Below are 14,160 nucleotides of genomic sequence, written 5' to 3' on the forward strand. Positions count from 1 at the left end.
AGCGCATCAAATATCCGCCGATTCGGCAAGCCGATATCGCTTCAGGATAACTTCGTCCCGCTCTAGGTGCCGGTGCGCCTGAAATCGTCGACCGGGTCGGCGCGCAGGTTCCGGAAGAATGTCTCGACCTCGCGCGAGAGCGTTTCTGCCGTCGCCGTCAGGTCGCTAGAGGCGGTGAGGACGGACGCCGCGGCCGTGCTGGTCTTGCCCATCGCGTCGCTCAGCGAGCCGATATTGACCACCAGCGTGCCGTTGCCTTGCGCCGCCAGTTGCGCGTTCTGCGAGATTTCGCGGGTCGCCAGATCCTGCTGCTCGATGGCGCCGGCAATCGCCGACGTCACATCGTTGATCTCGCGCACAGCGTTGCCGATTTCGCGGACGGCATCGACCGAATTCCTGGTCGAGGTCTGGATCAGGCCGACATTCTGACCGATCTCGGCGGTCGCCTTGGCGGTCTGCTCGGCCAGCGCCTTGACCTCATGGGCGACGACGGCGAAGCCGCGGCCGGCGTCACCGGCGCGTGCCGCCTCGATCGTCGCGTTCAGCGCCAGCAGATTGGTCTGCTCGGCGATCGCCTGGATCAGGTTGAGCACGCCGTCGATGCGTTGCGTTGCGGCGGCAAGCCCTTCGATCTCGGTGACGGATTTTTCCGTGCGCAAACCGGCCTGTTCGACCGCGCTGGCGGACTGGCGAACCTGGCGGCCGATCTCTTCAACGGAAGCGGACAGTTCTTCGGCGGCGCTGGCAACCGCGGAAACGTTGCTGGAAGCCTGCTCGGTGGCGCCTGACGCCGCAACCGCGCGTCCGCTGGCATCCGACGCCACGCTGGCGATGGTTTCGGCGGTGCCGCGCATCGAGGTCGCGTTGTCGGTGACGGCGCGCAATACGCCGCCGATCGCTTCGCGGAAGGCGTCCACCGAGGCTTCGATCTGCCGGGTGCGCTGTTCGCGAGCCTTGGAATCCTCCACCACCTGCGAGTTGAGGTTGCGGTTGCGGTCCATCGCCTCCTGGAAAATCTTGATGGCGCGCGCCAGCGCGCCGATCTCGTCGACGCGATTGGCGTGGGGCACCTCGACGCCTTCGGCGCCCTCGGCGACGCGCTTGATGGTGTCGGTGATGACAGACAGCGGACGCGCGACCGAGCGGGAAATGATCAGCACGCCGATCACGACCACGATGATCGCCAGCACGCCGAGACCGGTCAGGACAAAGGCCAGCGTGTGGTTGGCGTCGGACTGCTGCGCCAGCTTCTTGCTGCGCTCGGCGTAGACCTTGGAAAGCGCTTCGAGATCCTTGTTCAGGGCCGAGCGCACCTGGCGGTTGGCGTCATTGTCGCCCCATTCGCGGCCAGCGGCGGCGCCGATTTCGACGCCGCGGCGAACCAGTTCCTTGCGGAAGTCGATGAATTGTTCGATGCGCTTCTTGAAGGTGGCGAACTGCTCGGCATCGTCTGCCTGGACCAGTGCTTCCCAGTTCTTGACGACGCCAAGAATGCTGTCGTTGAACTTGAGCAATCCATCGCCGTACCTCTTCACGACGGCGGGCTCCGTCGACATGTAGACGCCGCGGGACTCCATCACCACCGCGTAGACCAGCGAATTGACCCGTTCGACGTTGAGCGCTGCCCGGCTTGCCGTAGCGACGGCCTCGGTGAGGGCGGTGTTCTGTCGGGTGTTGTAGTCGGAGAGGGCCGTGATGGCGGCGACGAGAACCGCGAACAACGCGAAGATTGAGTACAGCTTGGCTGCAAGCGAAAGGCGGGACAGCATGGATCTACCAGGAAAAGAGCTAGGGGATTTTATGGATTGGGTCATCGCGGCACTCCAAATGGGGCCGGTTGAGCACCGTCGGCCGTCGACAAATTGTGCAGAATTTTCATGGAAAATGTCTTAACGCGCGAGATTCGCAGACCTGCAACTTTTGGAATTATTATATAAGAATTTCAAATGGTTATTCGGGTGGTCGGCCAGGTGCGACACTGCGACCGGAACACGCATTTCTTACCAAAGCGTTACTCACGGACGAGGTGCAATTTCGATGTGGTCCCGTGCTGCCGCCAGCCCGTTCGTGGCTCTCGCTAATCCGCGCGGCAGGCCGGCTAACCGAAGTGAGGGCGCGCCAACCTGCCGCAAAATGGCAGACGTGTTATCCCGCAGGGTGACCCGCAACCCACGGCGAACGCGAATCAAGCTAGACAGCGAATGCAGCGACGGAACGGAGACGGCTCGTCTTGCCCGGGCGGGCGAACGCAGACCCTGAAGCCATCGTCTGGGACCATCCTGTGCGCGGGACGCCTGCTGCACCGTGTGGTTCGATTGTGATTGAGGACGAGGGCTTATGGCTCAAACTGCCGCCCTGACGGGCAATGTCGATCTCTATCTCCACATTCGCGTGCTGGTCGCCATCATTCTCGGGCTCAGCGTCACCCGCTTGATCAGCGGCATCGCGACATTGATCCAGCATCCCGGCCGCACCCCGACCTGGTCTGTTCATCTGGGCTGGGTCGCCTGGGCGCTCCTGAACGTGGTCACGTTCTGGTGGTGGGAGTTTCGGCTGAGCTTCGTGCAGCAATGGACGTTTGGCCTGTACGCCTTCATCTGCGTGTACGCGTCGATGTACTATTTCCTGAGCGCGCTGCTCTTTCCTCAGGATCTCGATGATTATCAGGGCTATCAGGACTATTTTCTCGACCGTCGCCGCTGGTTCTTTGGCTTGATTGCCCTGACGGAAGCGCTCGATGTGGTCGATACCTTGATAAAGGGCGAGCAACATCTACGTTCCCTGGGACCTGAATATCTCCCGCGGATCGGTGCATTCGTGCTGCTATGCGTGGTGGGTGCGATAACGCGCAATCCGAGATTCCATAAGCTGTTCGTGTTCGCCGCGATCGCTTATGAGATTAGCTTTTTCGGCCGCTATTACGGTACACTGAATTAGCACCGGGCGGCGGCCACGGCGTGGAGCGAGAGCAGGGGCCTGGAGATCAGCATGGTCTATCGCCAAGCCATCGATGCCACCTCTTACGTCTTCGACGATTTGCGCGACCTGCTGGCCAAGGCGACGCCGCCGCGTTCGGGCGATCGCCTGGCCGGCGTCGCAGCCGACAGCGCCCAGCAGATGATTGCGGCGCGGATGGCGCTTTCGAATGTCCCGCTCAAGCAGTTCCTGAGTGAGACGGTGGTGCCTTACGAGGACGACGAGGTCACCCGGCTGATCGTCGATAGCCACGATGCGGCAGGCTTTGCCGCCATCTCGTCGCTCACGGTGGGCGGTTTTCGCGACTGGCTGCTCTCGGATGCTGCGACTTCCGCGGTGCTGAAGCAGATATCGCGCGGGATCACGCCGGAAATGGCCGCCGCCGTGTCCAAATTGATGCGTAACCAGGATCTCATCCTGGTTGCGAAAAAATGCGCCGTCACGACGGCGTTTCGCAACACCATCGGCCTGAAGGGCCGGATGAGCGTCCGCCTGCAGCCCAACCATCCCTTTGACGACGCCAAGGGCATTACCGCTTCGATCCTCGACGGCATCCTGCTCGGATCGGGCGATGCCTGTATCGGCATCAACCCGGCGAGCGACGATCCGGCGGTGATCGGCGAACTCGTGCGCCTGCTCGACGGCGTCATCGCGCGGCTGCAGATCCCGACCCAGGGCTGCGTGCTCACCCATGTCACCACCACGCTCGGGCTGATCGGGCAGGGCGCGCCCGTCGATCTCGTATTCCAGTCGATTGCAGGGACCGAGGCCGCCAACCGCAGCTTTGGCGTCGATCTGGCGCTGTTGCGGGAAGCGCAGCAGGCCGGGTTATCGCTACGCCGTGGTACCGTCGGCGACAATGTGATGTATTTCGAGACCGGGCAGGGCTCGGCGCTGTCGGCCAGCGCCCATCACAATGTCGATCAGCAGACCCTGGAAGCGCGGGCCTATGCCGTGGCGCGCGCCTTCGATCCTTTGCTGGTCAACAGCGTGGTCGGCTTTATCGGCCCGGAATACCTGTATGACGGCAAGGAGATCATCCGCGCCGGGCTGGAGGACCATTTCTGCGGCAAGCTGCTCGGCCTGCCCCTTGGCGTCGACGTTTGCTACACCAACCATGCCGAGGCCGACCAGGACGACATGGACAATCTGCTGACGCTTTTGGCGGCTGCCGGCGTTACCTTCATCATGGGGGTGCCGGGCGCGGATGACGTGATGCTGAACTATCAGTCCACCTCATTCCACGACGCGCTCTACATCCGGGACCTGTTCGGCCTGAAGCGGGCGCCCGAATTCGACGACTGGCTGCTGCGCAGCGGGCTTGCCGACGCCGATTTCCGCCTTGCGGCCGACGCGGGCCTGCTACCCGAATTTGCGTCACGGCTGATTGCTTGAACCGCCCGGATGCGTCCCGTGACTAACCTGTCACGCAACCTTCTGGCCGCCAGCGGGTTATAAGGGGCCGCCACAATCTTGAAGAATTTCTGGCCCACCCTTCAATGACGTGCTTAACTTTGCGACAGGGCTTTGGCTGAGGAAGTTTGATGAGAGCTGAAGGCATTGAGACGGCACGGCGCATCCTGTGTGTCTTCCCCCGATACACGTCTTCTTTTGGCACGTTCGAGTACGCCTATCCTCTGACCGACGGCGTCCAGGCTTTCATGCCGCCGCAGGGGTTGCTGCTGATCGCGGCCTATTTGCCGGCCAACTGGCCGGTCCGCTTCGTCGACGAAAACCTCCGCCCCGCCACTAGGGAAGATTTCGAGTGGGCGGAAGCGGTGTTCGTCAGCGGCATGCACATCCAGCGCCAGCAGATGAACGACATCTGTCGCCGCGCCCACGCCTTCGACCTTGCGGTTGCGATCGGCGGGCCGTCGGTGAGCGCCTGCCCGGATTACTATCCCTCGTTCGATTATCTCCATGTCGGCGAACTCGGCGACGCGACCAATGATTTGATCGCGCGGCTGGCGCGCGACCCGTCGCGGCCCGATGAGCAGGTGGTGCTGAAGACCGCCGATCGCCTCGCGATGACGGAATTTCCGATTCCGGCGTATGAACTCGCCGAGACCAGAAAATATCTCCTCGGCAGCATCCAGTATTCGAGCGGCTGTCCCTATCAGTGCGAGTTCTGCGACATCCCCGGCCTCTATGGCCGCAACCCGCGCCTGAAATCACCGCAGCAGATCATCGCCGAACTCGACAAGCTGCGTGAATGCGGAATGACCGACACGGTGTATTTCGTCGATGACAATTTCATCGGCAACCGCAAGGCGGCGCTCGACCTGCTGCCGCATCTTGTCGAATGGCAGAAGCGAACCGGCTACATCACGCGGCTCGCGTGCGAGGCGACGCTGAACATCGCCAAGCGGCCGGAGATTCTCCAGCTGATGCAGGAGGCTTTCTTCGTCACCGTGTTCTGCGGCATCGAGACTCCCGATCCCGACGCGCTTAAGGCGATGCACAAGGACCACAACATGATGGTCCCGATCCTGGAAGGCATCCACACCATCAATTCCTATGGCATGGAGGTCGTCTCCGGCATCATCATGGGTCTCGATACCGACAAACCCGAGACCGCCGACGCGTTGCTGGCCTTTGTCGATGAATCCCGGATTCCGCTGCTGACGATCAATCTGCTGCAGGCGCTGCCGAAGACGCCGCTGTGGGATCGGCTGCAGAAGGAAGGTCGGCTGCTTGAGGAAGACGAAAGCCGCGACTCCAATGTCGATTTCCTGCTGCCCTATGACCAGGTGGTCAGTTCATGGCGCAAATGCATGGAATTCGCATATGAACCCGCGCGGCTGTTCGCGCGCTATCAGTATCAGTGCGAATACACCTACGCCAACCGTATCAAAAGGCCTGTCAGCCCGGAGATGCGTAGCTGGGCCAATATCCGGCGCGGCCTGATCATGCTGCGCAATATTTTCTGGAAAGTCGGGGTGCTCGGCGATTACCGGAAGGCGTTCTGGAAATTCGCGCTGCGACGGCTGCGGCAGGGCGACATCGAGGGCCTGATCGGTTCGGCGATGATCGCGCATCATCTGATCCTGTTCGCGCGTGCAGCCTCTGGCGGTCAGCAGAGCGCATCGAACTATTCGATCCGGCTGCGCGAGGCTTCGGTCCCCGCCGAGTAACCAGAGCGTTTTCGAGCGAAGTGGGGTCCCGGTTCGCATAGCAATCAAGTTTACGCAGATTGCGTAGACTTATCTGCGGTAGGAAACGCGTCTAACAAAACAGGCGCCAATATGAAAACACCGGCGCCGCCGTCCCGTTCGCTGAGCGATCTGCGGGAACTGACGCCGGCGCGCGTCGGGCTTGGCCGGGCCGGCGCCAGCATGCCGACCGAGGCACTGCTCGCCTTCACCCTCGACCACGCGCGGGCTCGCGATGCGGTTCATGGCGCCTTCGACACGTCGCGTCTCGTCGAGGGATTGGCCAGTCTTGGACTGGCGCCGGTTCTCCTCTCCAGCCAGGCGCGCAACCGGCGCGATTATCTGCGCCGCCCCGATCTCGGACGCATGCTCGATCCGGCCTCGCAACGCGCGCTGGTCGATCGAAACGACAGCCCGTGCCAGTTCGCCATCGTGGTCGGCGACGGCCTGTCGCCGGCGGCGGTCAATGTCCATGCGATCGAACTGGTTCGCCATCTGGTTCCGCGATTGGAGGAAGCCGGTATCCAGCCCGGCGGTACCGCGGTCGCCTCCGGCGCGCGCGTGGCGCTGGGTGACGAGATCGGCGCCATGTTCGGCGCGCGCATGGTCCTGATGCTGATCGGCGAGCGGCCGGGCCTGTCGGCGCCGGACAGCCTCGGGGCCTATCTGACCTTTGCGCCGCGCATCGGCCTCACCGACGCTGATCGCAACTGCGTCTCCAACATCCACGGCGCGGGCCTGAGCTACGATGAAGCCGCCTTCAAGATCGCCTGGCTGGTGCGCGAGGGGCTGGCCCGGCAAGTCACGGGCGTCGCCCTAAAAGATGAAAGCGGCGGCGCGGCACCTGCGCGGATCGGGGCTGGTTAAAGCATGATCCGGAAAAGTGGCCACCGGTTTTCCGAAAAGATCATGCTTCAATCAAAAAGATGGAACGGGAGGACCGTTCGAAGGACGGTCATCACGTTCGAGTGTGACAAATCAGAGACTTAGCGGCTATTTTCGTGATCTGCACGGCGATTTGATCCCCGCCGCGCGCTTGCCGTATGCGGTCCGGGCCTGTAAAACGGCGGCGGTTAATTTACCGCGTGATTTCAAGGGCTAGCGCCGATCAGCGCCAATCAGATATGAGGCTGACTGAGCCGCATCCGCGCCCGCAACCCAAGCTACAATTCAAGCCGACGTGAGAACTGGACAGGGTATGCTCGAAAAGAACACCGAAAGTCGGGTCCACGTCGAGGAGATCGAGGAGCCACCGCCGCCCGGGCAGAGCATCGCCTTCGGGCTCGAGCGCATGGGGCTCATCGCGATGAAGGCGCCCATCCTGTCCTGCCTCATCCTGGCCGCCCTGATGATCGCGGCGATCTTCGGCATCCAGCGCATCAAGATCGATGATTCGCTGAGCCAGCTGTTCCGTTCCGATTCCAAGGACTACAAGCAGTACGAAGCCGTCACAAAGCGCTTTCCGGCGACCGAATTCGACGTGCTGGTGGTGGTCGAGGGCAAGACGCTGATGGCGCGCCCCAACCTCGAAAAGATCCGTGACATGGTCACGGACCTGCAACTGGTCGACGGCGTGCGCGGCCTGGTGTCGCTGTTTTCGGCGCGTCAGGCGCCGGAGCGCGGCAAGCTGCCGGCGGCGCTGTTCCCCTCCGAGCTGCCGGAAGGTGCAGCCTACGACAAATTCGTCGAGACCGTTAAGACCAACGAGATCATTCGCGGCAAATTGCTGTCCGAGGACGGCACGCTGGCGCTGATGGTGCTGTCGCTCGAACCTTCGATCGTCGGCAGTTCAAGCCTCACCAAGGTGATCGCGGATATCCGGAAGATCATGGCCGACGATCTCGCCGGCAGCGGGCTTAATGCGCAGCTGTCCGGCGTTCCGGTCATGCAGCTCGAGATCCGCAACGCGGTCAAGCGCGACGGGTTGACCTACAACATCCTCGGCATCCTGGCCGGCTGCATCATTGCGATCATCTTCTTCCGCAAGATCTCGTTCATGATCATCGCGGCGTTCCCGCCGATCATCGCGATCCTGCTCGCGCTCGGCGGTCTCGGCTGGGCCGGATTCAATCTCAACATGTTCCTCAACGTGATGACGCCGCTCATCATGGTGATCAGCTTCTCCGATTCGATGCAGCTGACCTTCGCGGCGCGCGACCGGCTGATCGCGGGACAGGACAAATACACCGCCTTCAAGAACGCCGTGCTGGTGGTGGGGCCGGCCTGCGTGCTGACCCACGGCACCGCGGGCATCTCGTTCATCGCGCTGCAATTCTCCGACTCCGAGCTGATCCGCAAGTTCGGCGAGGCGGGCCTTGCCGCCACCATCATCGCGCTGATCGCGGTGCTGTCGCTGGTGCCTGCCTTCGGCGTGCTTCTGGTGCGCAACGAAAAGATCATGGCGGTGAAATTCCAGGGCGCCGACGCCGGCGTTCAGGCGCTGCGCAATTTCTGCTACTGGATCGCCGTGCGCATGGTCAGCCGCCCCGGGCTGTTCAGCCTGCTGGCGGTGATCCTGGTCGCCGGCCTCGGCTACATCTACGCCACGCTGGAGCCGCGTTACCGGCTCGCCGACCAGGTGCCTGACAAACGCCAGGCGGTGGCGGCGTCCAGCCGTCTCGATGCCAAGCTCACCGGAGCCAACCCGATCGACGTGCTGATCGAATTCCCCAAAGGCGCCTCGCTCTATTCGGCGGACACATTGAAGACGATCGCCGATGTCCACGCCATGGTGGAAACGGCGGCCGGCGTCGGCAACGTCTGGTCGCTGGAAACGCTGCGCCGCTGGCTGGCCGAAAAGGCAGGGAGCAGCGACGTCGCGACGCTGAAGGAATATGTCAGCGTGATTCCCGAACATCTGGTGCGGCGCTTCATCTCGGCCGATCAGGACGCCGTGGTGGTGTCGGGCCGCGTTCCCGATCTCGATTCAAGCGAGATCCTTCCCGTGGTCGACAAGCTCGACGCAGCGCTCAACAAGGTGCGCGCCGAGCATCCCGGCTATGAGATCGCGGTGACGGGTCTGTCGGCCATCGCCGCGCGCAACAGCGCCAACATGATCCAGAAGCTCAACCACGGCCTCACCATCGAATTCCTGCTGGTCGCGATCTTCATTGGCCTCGCGTTCCGCTCGGTGGTGGTGATGTTCTCCTGCATCCTGCCCGGCATTTTCCCGGTGGTGGCATCGGGCACCGTGCTGTGGATGCTGGGGGAGGGGCTGCAATTCGCCAGCGTCGTGGCGCTGACGGTGTCGTTCGGCCTCGGCCTCAGTGCGACGATCCACTTCCTGAACCGGCTGCGGCTGGAGTCGAAGCCCGGCATCAGTCCCGAACTGGCGGTGGAACGCGCCACCGTGCTGGTCGGCCCGGCGCTGATCCTGACCACGGTGGTGCTGGCCTGCGGCCTCGTCGTGACGGTGTTTTCGGACCTGCCGTCGCTGCGCCTGTTTGGCTGGCTCAGCGCGTTCTCGATGGTCGCAGCATTGGTCGCGGATCTCTTCATCCTGCGGCCGACGTCGATGTTCCTGATCAACCTGTCGGAAAGGATCCGCGGCACCGGCGCTCACGCCAAGCCGGCAAAATAGCCGCAGAATAACCGATGGGCAGCTTTGCAAAAAGCCGTCTATACGAAAAAGAGCCAGGTTCTGATCAACAGAACCTGGCTCTGATACTAAAGAGGATTGTGCGATCAGGTCTTCGTCAGCGTGATGTTGACGCCGCGGATTTCGCCCTTGGAGCTGATCTGGACGATCTGCTTGGTGCCGTTGGTCCGCAAGTTCAAATTGGCCGCAAATCCGGACGCCTCGACGAACACGTCGATCTGTCCGCCGCCTGCGGTGCCCTGCAGATTGCCGAAGATGTTGCGGCTCTTCTCGCTCCAGTTGCCGGAGATGCGGTCACCCTGGCTGGTGACGTCGCTGGAGAGAACGAATTTGTAGCTGTCGCTGGCGCAGTTCAGGTTCTGCTTCAGGCCGAGCCCGTTGGCGTTGACCTTGTAGTCGGCCTTGCAGCGGATGTTTTCCGTGGTTCCGTTGGACAGCGCGACCGTGCCTGCGCCCGCCCAATTTCCGTCAAAACCGGCAAACGGGCCTCCCGCCTGCGTGTAGCCTGCGGAGACCGACAACATCAGCGCGGCGCCAACGCCGACGGCCGTGAGAGCCTGGCCAAACAGGCTGGAACCAAACATTTTCATTGTGATTTTCCCATCAAAATAGACGCTCTTTCAAAGACACGTCTCGCCCACATCGAAGATTTAGTGTTCCCGCGATATGTTAGGTTCAAATGACAAAATGCCAGCTGCGGCGATAGCGTCACGACAGGCGGCATTTTCACGCACTGGAATCGAAAAATCCCGGCGAGCTTCATCGGCAGGATCTAGCTTTGCGGGGTCCGGTCCGCAACAGCCAATCAAGAAGAAAGTTATGCCGTGAATAAGCTTGATATATCAATTGGTTAATGGGTGGGCGGCGCCGCCGCAAATTTGGCCGCATTTACCAGCGCTTGTCGTCGGCTCATTGCTGCGCTACGCGGCGTCTTCAAACAAGTCCGTCCCGGCGATGCCGAAACACGATTCGGGAACAGGATTTCTTGCTGCCGAAATGAAGGAATACGATGCGTAAACTTTTTCTGGCTCTCTCTTTATTGTCGATCGCGGTGTCATCGGATGCCTTCGCCCAGCAACAGCGCAGTGGAACGCCGGAAGAGCAAAAGGCTTGCTCCCGTGACGTGCAGCGCTTTTGCCGCGCGGTGATCGATCAGGGCGATTTCACCATCCTGGCCTGCCTGCAGCAAAATCGTCCGAAGATCACGTCGGCCTGCGACCAGGTGCTGAAAAGCCACGGGCAATAACCCCGTCCGCACCGGTTAACCGTCGTACAAGGCCCGTTTCCGGCGTATTTGCCGGGAGCGGCGGCATGGGCTTGATGCCCCAGACAGCATTGGTTTTGGCGGCGTATTCCCCTATATGGGGCTCGCGATCCGTCGCACGCGCCTGATATCGGCGCGTGCCGCCATTTGGACCAATGTAGCCAGCTTTTGATGACCAGCGCGAGCGAACTGCGATCCGGAAAAACCCACCGTGACGAGAACTTTCCGGTCGCGTCGTGGATCATTCATCCGCGTCACCGGGCGCTGATTCTCAGCTTCTACAATTTCGTCAGGACGGCCGACGACATCGCCGATCACGCGACGCTGCCGCCAGACGAAAAGCTGAGGCTCCTCGACCTCTTTGAAGCGGAGTTGCTCGGCAAGGGCGACACCCAGAAGGAGGCGGTTAGCCTGCGCCATGCGCTCGCCGCGCGCGAGATGCCGCCGCGCCACGCGCTCGACGTGCTGATTGCGTTCCGGATGGACGTCACCAAGCTGCGTTACGAGAACTGGGACGACGTGATCCATTATTGCCGCTACTCGGCGATGCCGGTCGGCCGCTTCATGCTCGACGTCCACGGCGAGAGCACCTCGACCTGGGCCGCCTCCGATGCGCTGTGCGCCGGCCTGCAGATCAACAACCATCTGCAGGACTGCGCCAAGGATTTTCGCGACCTCAACCGCGTCTACCTGCCGCGCGACGCGCTCGCAGCCGCCGGTGCTACGGTCGAGATGCTGGGCGAGGCGAAGTCACCGCCCGCTTTGCTGAAGTGCCTGCAGGCGCTCGCGGTGCGGACCGAGACCGTGCTCAACGAAAGCAAATCGCTGGCGGCCGAAGTGAAGGATTTCCGCCTCGGCCTCGAGATCTCGGTGATCCAGGCCTTTGCCGACAAGATCGTCGGCATGCTGAAGGTGCGCGATCCCCTCGCTGAGCGCGTGCATCTCAGTCCGCTCGAATTGCTGGCGCAAAGCCTCGGCGGCGTCGCCGGCGAGATCGCGCGCCGCGCGGTGGGCCGGCGGCCCGTGTCGAACCCGGCGGCCGGCGCATGACATCAGAGACGGCGGCGGCCGACGCAAATTACGGCACCACCGCGTCGGGCAGTTCGTTCTATGCCGCGATGCGCATCCTGCCGCGCGACCAGCGCGAGGCGATGTTCCTGATCTACAGTTTTTGCCGGCAGGTCGATGATATCGCCGATTCCCACGAACCGCGGCCGGAACGGCTCGCCGGCCTCCAGCAATGGCGTGACGACATCGACGCGCTCTATCAGGGCCGTCCGCCGGCACGCCTGCAGGATTACGTCGCCCCGGTGCGGACCTTCGGCCTCAAGCGCGAGGATTTTCTGGCCGTCGTCGACGGCATGGAAATGGACGTGCCGCAGGACATCCGTGCGCCGGATTTCGCAACGCTCGACCTTTATTGCGACCGCGTCGCGAGCGCCGTCGGACGCCTGTCGGTGCGGGTGTTCGGGTTGCCCGAGCACGACGGCGTCGAACTCGCGCATCATCTCGGCCGCGCGCTGCAATTGACCAACATCCTGCGCGACATCGATGAAGACGCCACCCTCGGCCGTCTGTATCTGCCGCGTGAAGCGCTGCTGCATGCCGGGATCACCAGTGATGATCCGCAGAAGGTGATTGTCGAGCGCGCCTTGCCGAAAGTTTGCCAGCCGCTGGCGGAACGGGCCAAGGCGTATTTCGAGAAAGCCGACGAGATCATGAAGCGCAATTCGCGGCGCAAGGTGCGTGCGCCCCGGATCATGTCGAAATATTACCGCGCCATCCTCGATCTGTTGCTGGAACGGGGCTTTGCCGCGCCGCGCGCGCCGGTCCGCGTCACCAAGATGGCCAAGATTGGCATCCTTCTCCGTTACGCGATCATCTGATGCAAAAAACCGCTCACATCATCGGCGCCGGCATTTCCGGCCTCTCCGCCGCCGTCCGGCTCGCGAACGCCAATTACAGGGTGTGCGTCCACGAGGCCACGCAAACGACCGGCGGCCGTTGCCGCTCCTATTTCGACGCCGCCACCAATTTGATGATCGACAATGGCAATCATCTTTTGTTGTCGGGCAACAGCCACGCGCTGGCCTATGCGCGCTCGATCGGCACCGAGGCGGGACTGGTCGGACCGAAGCGTGCGCAGTTTCCCTTCTGCGACGTCTCCACCGGCCAACGCTGGCAGCTCGATCTCGGCGATGGCCGCCTGCCGCTGTGGGTGTTCGACGAGGCACGCCGGGTGCCCGACACGTCCTTGCGCGATTATCTCGCACTGATGCCTCTGATCTGGGCAGGGACGAACAAACTGGTCGGCAAGGCGATCCCCTGCGAGGGCACGCTGTACCAGCGGCTGGTGCAGCCGTTGCTGCTGGCCGCGCTCAATGTCGATCCGCCGGAGGGCTCGGCGGGGCTCGCTGGCGCGATCGTCCGTGAAACGCTGCTCGCCGGCGGCCAGGCCTGCCGGCCGCTGATTGCCCGCGACGGGCTGAGTTCGGTCTTGATCGAACCTGCGATCAAGCTGCTGCAGGACAGGGGCGACACCGTTCAACTCGGTCACGAGCTGCGAGAGTTCGTGATGAACGGCAGCCATGTCGGCGCACTGAAGTTCGGCGATGATGCGATTTCGCTCGCGCCTGACGATGTCGTGGTGCTCGCCGTTCCGCCGCGTCCCGCCGCGTCGTTGCTGCCGGGTCTCAAGACGCCGACGAAATACCGCGCCATCGTCAATGCGCATTTCCGCTTCGATCCGCCAAGGGATGCGGCGCCGATCCTTGGTGTCGTCGGTGGATTGGTGGAATGGCTGTTTGCATTCCCGCAGCGCCTGTCGGTCACCATCAGCAATGGCGACCGTTTGGTCGATATGCCGCGTGAAGAACTCGCGCAGGCGATCTGGCGCGATGTCTGCAAGGCAGGTGGCGTGCAGGGCGAGTTACCGCCCTGGCAGATCGTGCGCGAACGCCGTGCTACATTCGAGGCGACGCCGGAGCAGAACGCGCTGCGGCCGGGCCCGGTCACCGCTTACAAGAACCTGTTTCTCGCCGGGGACTGGACTGATACGGGGTTGCCGGCAACCATCGAGGGATCGGTGCGGTCGGGTGACCGTGCGGCCGATCTGGTTCTGGCCAGGGCATGATGGCCTGACTGGAAGAGCGCGTGACCGGCCTTGCGGT

Annotated in this window: 11 protein-coding genes; 9 read left to right on the plus strand and 2 right to left on the minus strand. The window is 62.6% G+C overall.

Translation table 11 applies throughout. The features are described from left to right. Window positions 1-62 precede the first annotated feature (62 nt). Complete coding sequence (locus tag ABIE49_RS33925; RefSeq protein ID WP_192737352.1) at window positions 63-1,769, minus strand: methyl-accepting chemotaxis protein; 1,707 nt, start codon at window positions 1,767-1,769, stop codon at window positions 63-65. A gap of 568 nt (window positions 1,770-2,337) precedes the next feature. On the opposite strand from ABIE49_RS33925, the gene ABIE49_RS33930 reads away from it, so the two are divergent. The 5 genes from ABIE49_RS33930 to ABIE49_RS33950 all read left to right on the plus strand — a co-directional run bounded on the left by ABIE49_RS33930 (window position 2,338) and on the right by ABIE49_RS33950 (window position 9,708). After that, entirely contained in the window at window positions 2,338-2,937 is a 600-nt protein-coding gene (locus ABIE49_RS33930) for a hypothetical protein (protein WP_192737353.1), read from the plus strand. Between the two features lie 51 nt (window positions 2,938-2,988). Then, entirely contained in the window at window positions 2,989-4,371 is a 1,383-nt protein-coding gene (locus ABIE49_RS33935; protein ID WP_192737354.1) for an ethanolamine ammonia-lyase subunit EutB, read from the plus strand. Between the two features lie 149 nt (window positions 4,372-4,520). Then, window positions 4,521-6,110 (plus strand): B12-binding domain-containing radical SAM protein, encoded by a 1,590-nt coding sequence (locus ABIE49_RS33940; RefSeq protein ID WP_192737355.1) that lies wholly within the window; start codon window positions 4,521-4,523, stop codon window positions 6,108-6,110. Between the two features lie 111 nt (window positions 6,111-6,221). Beyond that, window positions 6,222-6,995: an ethanolamine ammonia-lyase subunit EutC gene (gene eutC / locus ABIE49_RS33945; protein WP_192737356.1), complete on the plus strand. Its 774-nt coding sequence runs from the start codon at window positions 6,222-6,224 to the stop codon at window positions 6,993-6,995. A gap of 331 nt (window positions 6,996-7,326) precedes the next feature. After that, window positions 7,327-9,708 carry an efflux RND transporter permease subunit gene (locus ABIE49_RS33950; RefSeq protein ID WP_192737357.1) on the plus strand — a complete coding sequence of 794 codons (2,382 nt, stop codon included), beginning with the start codon at window positions 7,327-7,329 and terminating at the stop codon, window positions 9,706-9,708. Window positions 9,709-9,812: 104 nt separating this feature from the next. On the opposite strand, the gene ABIE49_RS33955 is transcribed toward ABIE49_RS33950, so the two are convergent. Further along, window positions 9,813-10,316, minus strand: coding sequence for a hypothetical protein (locus ABIE49_RS33955; protein WP_192737358.1), 504 nt, complete (start codon window positions 10,314-10,316; stop codon window positions 9,813-9,815). Between the two features lie 419 nt (window positions 10,317-10,735). On the opposite strand from ABIE49_RS33955, the gene ABIE49_RS33960 reads away from it, so the two are divergent. The 4 genes from ABIE49_RS33960 (at window position 10,736) to hpnE (ending at window position 14,123) form a co-directional block, all read left to right on the plus strand. Beyond that, the gene (locus ABIE49_RS33960; RefSeq protein ID WP_192737359.1) at window positions 10,736-10,972 is read left to right on the plus strand and encodes a hypothetical protein; all 237 of its coding nucleotides are present in this window, start codon (window positions 10,736-10,738) and stop codon (window positions 10,970-10,972) included. A gap of 189 nt (window positions 10,973-11,161) precedes the next feature. Further along, window positions 11,162-12,040: a squalene synthase HpnC gene (gene hpnC / locus ABIE49_RS33965; protein WP_192737360.1), complete on the plus strand. Its 879-nt coding sequence runs from the start codon at window positions 11,162-11,164 to the stop codon at window positions 12,038-12,040. Continuing rightward, window positions 12,037-12,876 (plus strand): presqualene diphosphate synthase HpnD, encoded by an 840-nt coding sequence (gene hpnD, locus ABIE49_RS33970; RefSeq protein ID WP_192737361.1) that lies wholly within the window; start codon window positions 12,037-12,039, stop codon window positions 12,874-12,876. The genes hpnC and hpnD overlap by 4 nt, the downstream gene beginning before the upstream one ends. Further along, entirely contained in the window at window positions 12,876-14,123 is a 1,248-nt protein-coding gene (hpnE, locus tag ABIE49_RS33975; RefSeq protein ID WP_192737362.1) for a hydroxysqualene dehydroxylase HpnE, read from the plus strand. Before hpnD ends, hpnE begins: the two co-directional genes overlap by 1 nt. Window positions 14,124-14,160: the final 37 nt, after the last annotated feature.

The organism is Bradyrhizobium sp. OAE829, assembly GCF_040546575.1.
Classification (GTDB): domain Bacteria; phylum Pseudomonadota; class Alphaproteobacteria; order Rhizobiales; family Xanthobacteraceae; genus Bradyrhizobium.